8 protein-coding genes are annotated in these 5,881 nt (G+C 72.8%); 6 read left to right on the top strand and 2 right to left on the bottom strand.

Annotation, left to right across the window (positions count from 1 at the left end; all coding sequences use genetic code 11):
- The first annotated feature begins 71 nt into the window (after nt 1–71).
- The 6 genes from ACJA3G_RS27910 (at nt 72) to ACJA3G_RS27885 (ending at nt 4,127) form a co-directional block, all read left to right on the top strand.
- Nucleotides 72–614 (top strand): NUDIX hydrolase, encoded by a 543-nt coding sequence (locus ACJA3G_RS27910; RefSeq protein ID WP_406555804.1) that lies wholly within the window; start codon nt 72–74, stop codon nt 612–614.
- 23 nt (nt 615–637) lie between these two features.
- Nucleotides 638–1,030: a YidH family protein gene (locus ACJA3G_RS27905; RefSeq protein ID WP_406555803.1), complete on the top strand. Its 393-nt coding sequence runs from the start codon at nt 638–640 to the stop codon at nt 1,028–1,030.
- Entirely contained in the window at nt 1,027–1,344 is a 318-nt protein-coding gene (locus tag ACJA3G_RS27900) for a DUF202 domain-containing protein (RefSeq protein WP_406555802.1), read from the top strand. Before ACJA3G_RS27905 ends, ACJA3G_RS27900 begins: the two co-directional genes overlap by 4 nt.
- Nucleotides 1,345–1,463: 119 nt before the next feature.
- A complete protein-coding gene (locus tag ACJA3G_RS27895) occupies nt 1,464–1,763 on the top strand; it encodes a hypothetical protein (RefSeq protein WP_406555801.1) in 300 nt (99 codons plus the stop codon).
- Between the two features lie 111 nt (nt 1,764–1,874).
- The gene (locus ACJA3G_RS27890) at nt 1,875–2,903 is read left to right on the top strand and encodes a phosphotransferase family protein (protein WP_406555800.1); all 1,029 of its coding nucleotides are present in this window, start codon (nt 1,875–1,877) and stop codon (nt 2,901–2,903) included.
- A gap of 9 nt (nt 2,904–2,912) precedes the next feature.
- Entirely contained in the window at nt 2,913–4,127 is a 1,215-nt protein-coding gene (locus ACJA3G_RS27885; protein ID WP_406555799.1) for an acyl-CoA dehydrogenase family protein, read from the top strand.
- Between the two features lie 9 nt (nt 4,128–4,136).
- On the opposite strand, the gene ACJA3G_RS27880 is transcribed toward ACJA3G_RS27885, so the two are convergent.
- A complete protein-coding gene (locus ACJA3G_RS27880; RefSeq protein WP_406555798.1) occupies nt 4,137–4,730 on the bottom strand; it encodes a TetR/AcrR family transcriptional regulator in 594 nt (197 codons plus the stop codon).
- A gap of 48 nt (nt 4,731–4,778) precedes the next feature.
- The coding region (locus tag ACJA3G_RS27875) for a class I adenylate-forming enzyme family protein (protein ID WP_406555797.1) at nt 4,779–5,881 on the bottom strand (1,103 nt) is incomplete at its 5' end.

The raw sequence follows: 5,881 nt of genomic DNA, 5'->3' as shown, positions 1-5,881 counted from the left end.
GCCGTCGGGCACCCGGCCCAAGGAGCCCGCCCGCGACCTCCAGCCGCACTGAGCCCCTGCCCGGTGGTTGGATGAGCCGTATGAGCGCCTCTCCCCCTTCCCCCTCGGACGAGATCCTCGACATCGTCGACGAGCACGACCGCGTCGTCGGCCGGGCCGCCCGCGGTGAGGCGTACGCCCGGGGGCTGCGCCACCGCTGCGCCTTCGTCCTGGTCCGGGACGCCGAGGACCGGATCTTCGTACACCGGCGCACCGCGACCAAGATGGTCTTCCCCTCGCTGTACGACGTGTTCGTGGGCGGGGTCGTCGGCGCGGGTGAGAGCTACGACGACGCCGCGCTGCGCGAGGCGGAGGAGGAGCTGGGGGTGTCGGGGCTGCCCCGGCCCGTCCCGCTGTTCCGGTTCCTCTACGAGGGCGGGGCGGACGGGCGGCAGACGTGGTGGTCGGCCGTCTACGAGGTCCGCTGCACGCTGCCGGTCCGGCCGCAGGCCGAGGAGGTCGCCTGGCACGCCTTCCTGCCCGAGGCCGAGGTGGAGCGGCGGCTGGCGGAGTGGGAGTGGGTGCCGGACGGGCTCGACGCGTACCGCAGACTGCGCGCGCACCGGGCCGGATGATCCACCGCGGGTAGTGTGCCGATGTGATCAGCATCGCGCAGACCCTGCGGCTGTGGTTCGCACCCGAGCGCATCGGCGAGGAGGGCGAGACCCCGGACTACCGGTTCTCGCTCGCCAACGAGCGTACGTTCCTGGCCTGGATCCGGACGTCGCTCGCCCTGGTAGGCGGCGGTTTCGCGGTCGACCAGTTCCTGCCGGACCTGCGCCGGGGGCTACGGGTCGGACTCGCCCTGGCGCTGCTGGCGGCCGGGGTGCTGTGCGCGCTGCGGGCCGTGAACCACTGGGTGCGGTGCGAGCGGGCGATGCGGCGCGGCGAGGACCTGCCCGTCTCCCGCTTCCCCACCCTGCTGAGCGTGGCGGTGGCGGCGGTCGCCCTGGTCATGGTGGTGGTAGTCGTCTTCGGCTGGGCCGGGTGAGGGGGGCCTTCGACCGGGACCCCGGCCTGCAGCCGGAGCGGACCCGGCTCGCCTGGCGCCGCACCACGCTGTCCTGCACGGTGGCCGCGGTCCTCGCGGCCAAGCAGGCCCTGCGCGGCGGCACGACGGCCGTCGGCCTGGTCACGGTGGCCCTGAGCGGCCTGGTGTGGCTGGGCTTCCTGGCCGTGGCCCACCGGCGCATCCAGTCCCTGAGCCGCTCGGTCCGACCCGGGGTGCTGCGGGCCCGCGAGGCGGGCGCGGCCGTGGTGTGCGTGGCGGCGCTGGCGCTGTTCGCGGTGGCCGTACTGCTCTGAGCGGCCCGGCCGGGCCCCCGGCGGGCCGTGACCGGCGGCGGTCCGGGGCCGCGTCGCGCAAGCGGAGCCGGGCCCCGCGCACTAGCGTGGGAGGCGAGCGATCTTCGGAGGTGAACGCCATGACCGCCCGCCACGAGGAGCACCCCGCCCTCCACGAGCACGCGCACGGCCCCACCTGCGGGCACCGGGCCGTACCGCACGGGGACCACACCGACTACGCCCACGACGGCCATCTGCACCGGGAGCACTCGGGGCACTGGGACGAGTGCGAGCCCGCCGGGCACGTCGCCCACGACGGGCACGCGCACGAACACGGCGTCGGCTGCGGCCACCACTCGGTGGTGCACGGCGACCATCTGGACTATGTGCACGACGGCCACCGGCACGCGGAGCACGAGGGCCACTGGGACGACCACTGAAGAGCTGACCCCCCTCGGCGGGGTACTGATCCGGCACCGGCATCTGGACGACATACCGACTGGTCGGTAGCGTGTCCGTGACACGATCGCCGTTCCCGGAGGTATCCCGCCATGAGCACCGTCCCGCCAGGCCTCGATCCCGAGCGGCTGCGCGCCCATCTCGACAGCGCGCGGCCGGGGCTCGTGAACGGGCCGCTCAGCGCCCGGCTCGTCGAGGGCGGCCGGTCGAACCTGACGTACCTCGTGACCGACGGCACCGGTCAGTGGGTGGTCCGCCGGCCCCCGCTGGGCCATGTGCTGGCCACCGCGCACGACATGAAGCGCGAGCACCGGGTGATCAGCGCGCTGCACCCGACCTCGGTCCCGGTGCCGGAGCCGTTGCTGCTGTGCGAGGACGATTCGGTGCTCGGGGCGCCGTTCTACGTCATGGAGTACGTGGCGGGGACCCCGTACCGCACGGCGGAGCAGCTGGCTCCGCTGGGCCCGGAGCGCACCAGGGCCGCGCTCCTCGGACTGGTGGACACGCTGGTGGAGCTGCACGCGGTGGACCCGGAGGCGGTCGGCCTCGGGGACTTCGGACGCCCGGAGGGCTTCCTCGACCGCCAGCTGCGCCGCTGGGGCAAGCAGCTCGACGCCTCCCGCAACCGGGAACTGCCCGGCATCGACGAGCTGCACGCGGCGCTCGGCCGCGACCTCCCGGTCTCCCCCGCCGCCACGGTCGTCCACGGCGACTACCGGCTCGACAACGTCCTGGTCGGGGACGACGACCGGATCAAGGCCGTCCTCGACTGGGAGATGTCGACCCTCGGGGACCCGCTCACCGACCTCGGACTGCTGGTGATGTACAGCGCCGAGATCAAGGTGAAGGACTCCCCCGTCTCCACCACCGCCGGAGCGGCCGGCCACCCCACCCCCGCCGAGCTGATCGAGCGGTACGCCGCCGGCTCGGGCCGGGACACCTCGGCCATCTCCTGGTACACGGCGTTCGCCTGGTTCAAGCTCGCCGTGATCCTGGAGGGCATCCACTACCGCTACACGCTGGGCCAGACCGTCGGCGCGGGCTTCGACCGCATCGGGGACCTGGTACCGGTCTTCATCGACCACGGCCTCACCACCCTCCAGTCACCGCAGGAAGGCTGAACCCCCGTCATGGACTTCGCATTCGACGCATCGACCCAGGAGCTGCGCGCCAAGCTGCTCTCCTTCATGGAGAGCCACGTCTACCCGGCCGAGACCACCGCGCACGAGCAGCGCCTGCTGCTGAAGTCGCCGTGGGACACGCCCGCCGTGGTGGAGGAGCTGAAGGCCGAGGCCCGCAGCCGGGGGCTGTGGAACCTGTTCCTGCCCGACGCCGAGCACGGCGCCGGGCTCACCAACCTGCAGTACGCGCCGCTCGCCGAGATCACCGGCCGCTCCCCGCACCTGGCGCCCACCGCCCTGAACTGCGCGGCGCCGGACACCGGGAACATGGAAGTGCTCGCCCAGTTCGGCTCGGACGAGCAGCGCAAGCGGTGGCTGGAGCCGCTGCTCGCCGGGGAGATCCGTTCGGCGTTCGCGATGACCGAGCCGGAGGTGGCCTCCTCGGACGCCACCAACATCGAGACCCGCATCGCGCGCGAGGGCGACGAGTACGTCGTCACCGGGCGCAAGTGGTACATCTCCGGGGCGATGAACCCCGACTGCAAGATCTTCATCGTGATGGGCAAGACCGACCCGGACAACGAGGACGTCCGCCGCCAGCAGTCGATGGTGCTGGTGCCGCGTGACACACCGGGTGTCGAGGTCCGCCGCGCCATGCAGGTGTACGGCTACGAGGACCACTCCCACGGCGGCCACGCCGAGGTACTCTTCCACGGCGTGCGGGTGCCCGTGGAGAACCTGGTGGGCGAGGAGGGCGGCGGCTTCGCCATCGCCCAGGCGCGCCTGGGGCCGGGCCGGATCCACCACTGCATGCGGCTGATCGGCATGGCCGAGCGGGCCATCGAGCTGATGTGCCGGCGCGCGGCGGCCCGTACCGCGTTCGGCAGGCCGATCGCCCAGCAGGGCGTGGTGCAGGAGTGGATCGCGGACGCGCGCGTGGCGGTGGAGCAGCTGCGGCTGCTGGTGCTGAAGACCGCCTGGCTGATGGACACCGTGGGCAACAAGGGCGCCCACACCGAGATCCAGGCCATCAAGATCGCCACGCCCCGGACGGTCCTCGACATCATCGACAAGGCCGTCCAGGTGCACGGCGCGGGCGGCGTCGGCCAGGACTTCCCGCTGGCCGAGCTGTGGGCCTCCGCGCGGACCCTGCGTATCGCGGACGGCCCCGACGAGGTCCACCAGCGCTCGCTGGCCCGCCGGGAGCTGAAGAAGTACCTGTAACAGCCCCGGTCAGGGGCGCAGGGCCCGCAGCAGCAGGTCGGCGAGGTGGTCGGCGACCTGCTGCGGGGTGAGCGGGCCGTCCGGCCGGTACCAGGTGGACAGGTGGTGGACCGACCCGAAGTGGTAGTCCACCACCAGGTCCGCCGGAGTGGCCGTGGAGAAGACCCCGGCCGTCTGGCCCTCCTCGACCAGCGCCCGGAACCGCTCGTGGTAGCGGCGCCGCTCGACCCGCACCTGCTTGTTCTTCTCGGGGCTGAGGTGGTGCATCGAGCGGAAGAAGATGGACGCGTCGTCGAGGTTGTCGATGGTGGTGACCACCACGTCGGCCGCCGCGTCGCGCAGCCGCCGCTCGACCGGCGCGTCCGCGTCCGCGAAGGCGTCCAGCCGCTCCTGCTGGAGGCGCAGCACACGCGCGTACACCTCCTGGAGCAGGTCCTCCTTGGAGCCGAAGTAGTGGTAGAGCGCCCCCTTGGTGACGCCCGCCGCCTCGACGATCTCCTGGACCGAGGTCCTGTCGTACCCGTTCTCCGCGAAGAGGCGGGTGGCGGCGGCCAGCAGCCTCTGGGGGACGGGGGTGCCGCTCCCGTCCGTCGTCCTGGCCATGCCGTCGCCGCCTCTCTCTCGCGTGTTCACCCGCGCTTTCGCGCCGTTCTAGTGGCGGGAACGCAGTTCCCGCCTCAGGATCTTCCCACTCGCCGTCTTGGGAAGCTCCGCGAGGACCTCGACCTGCCGCGGATATTTGTAGGCCGCCAGCCGCTCCTCGCAGTACGCGGAGAGCTCGGCGGGTGTCGCCTCGGCGCCGGGGCGCAGGCTCACGTACGCCTTGACGTTCTCGCCCCGGTACGGGTCGGGGACACCGACGACGGCCGCCTCGCGCACCGCGGGGTGGCCGTAGAGCACGTCCTCGACCTCGCGCGGCCAGACCTTGAAGCCGGACGCGTTGATCATGTCCTTCTTGCGGTCGACGACGTAGAGCCAGCCGTCACGGTCCATGAACCCGATGTCCCCGGTGCGCAGTTCGCCGTCGGGGAAGGTCTCGGCGGTGGCCTCGGGGCGGCGCCAGTAGCCGGGCACCACCTGCGGGCCGCGCACCACGATCTCGCCCTGCTCGCCGAAGTCCACCTCCGCGCCGTCCTCGCCGACGATCCGTACGACCGTCTCGGGGCCGGGCAGCCCCACCGAGAGCGTGCCCGAGACCGGGTCCACGGGCGCCTCCCGCTCGGGCGGCACCGAGGCGCAGGGGGCCGTGCACTCGGTCAGCCCGTAGCCGTTGCGCAGATACGGGCCGAAGGTGTCCCGGAACTTCTCCACGAGCGCGGGCGGCAGCGGCGCGCCGCCCGAGGAGATCACCCGGAAGGAGTCGAAGTGCTCGCGGGTGACGCCGGGGGCCGCCGCGAGCGCCATGAAGGCGGTGGAGGGGCCGACGGTGTAGGCGGGCCGGTGCTCGGCGAAGGCGTCGAGGACCACGCCGGGGTGGAAGCGGTAGGACAGGACCAGCGTGCCCGCGTTGGCGACACAGGCGGCGAGCTGGCAGACCATGCCGGTGATGTGGAAGAGCGGGGCCAGCGCGTAGTAGGCGGCGCCCTCGGGTATCGGGTGGCCGGTGCGCTGGCGTTCGGCGTTGTAGGTGATGCCCCGGTGGGTGTTCATGGCGCCCTTGGGGGTGCCGCTGGTCCCCGAGGTGTAGCTGATCAGCGCGGTGGCGTCGGGGGCGGGTTCGCGCCCGCCCGGGGCGGGCAGCCCCTGCCGGGCGA

Origin of the sequence: Streptomyces sp. YS-3, assembly GCF_045257485.1 — a bacterium.
Classification (GTDB): Bacteria; Actinomycetota; Actinomycetes; order Streptomycetales; family Streptomycetaceae; genus Streptomyces.
The sequence above is the reverse complement of the archived record's forward strand: the minus strand, read 5'-3'. Positions and strand labels throughout refer to the sequence as shown.

What these genes read in the sequence shown, in the direction of transcription:
- ACJA3G_RS27880 (WP_406555798.1), bottom strand. Translation starts at nt 4,730, where the DNA reads ATGGCCAGGACGACGGACGGGAGCGGCACCCCCGTCCCCCAGAGGCTG.
- ACJA3G_RS27885 (WP_406555799.1), top strand. Translation starts at nt 2,913, where the DNA reads ATGGACTTCGCATTCGACGCATCGACCCAGGAGCTGCGCGCCAAGCTG.
- ACJA3G_RS27910 (WP_406555804.1), top strand. Translation starts at nt 72, where the DNA reads ATGAGCCGTATGAGCGCCTCTCCCCCTTCCCCCTCGGACGAGATCCTC.
- ACJA3G_RS27895 (WP_406555801.1), top strand. Translation starts at nt 1,464, where the DNA reads ATGACCGCCCGCCACGAGGAGCACCCCGCCCTCCACGAGCACGCGCAC.
- ACJA3G_RS27890 (WP_406555800.1), top strand. Translation starts at nt 1,875, where the DNA reads ATGAGCACCGTCCCGCCAGGCCTCGATCCCGAGCGGCTGCGCGCCCAT.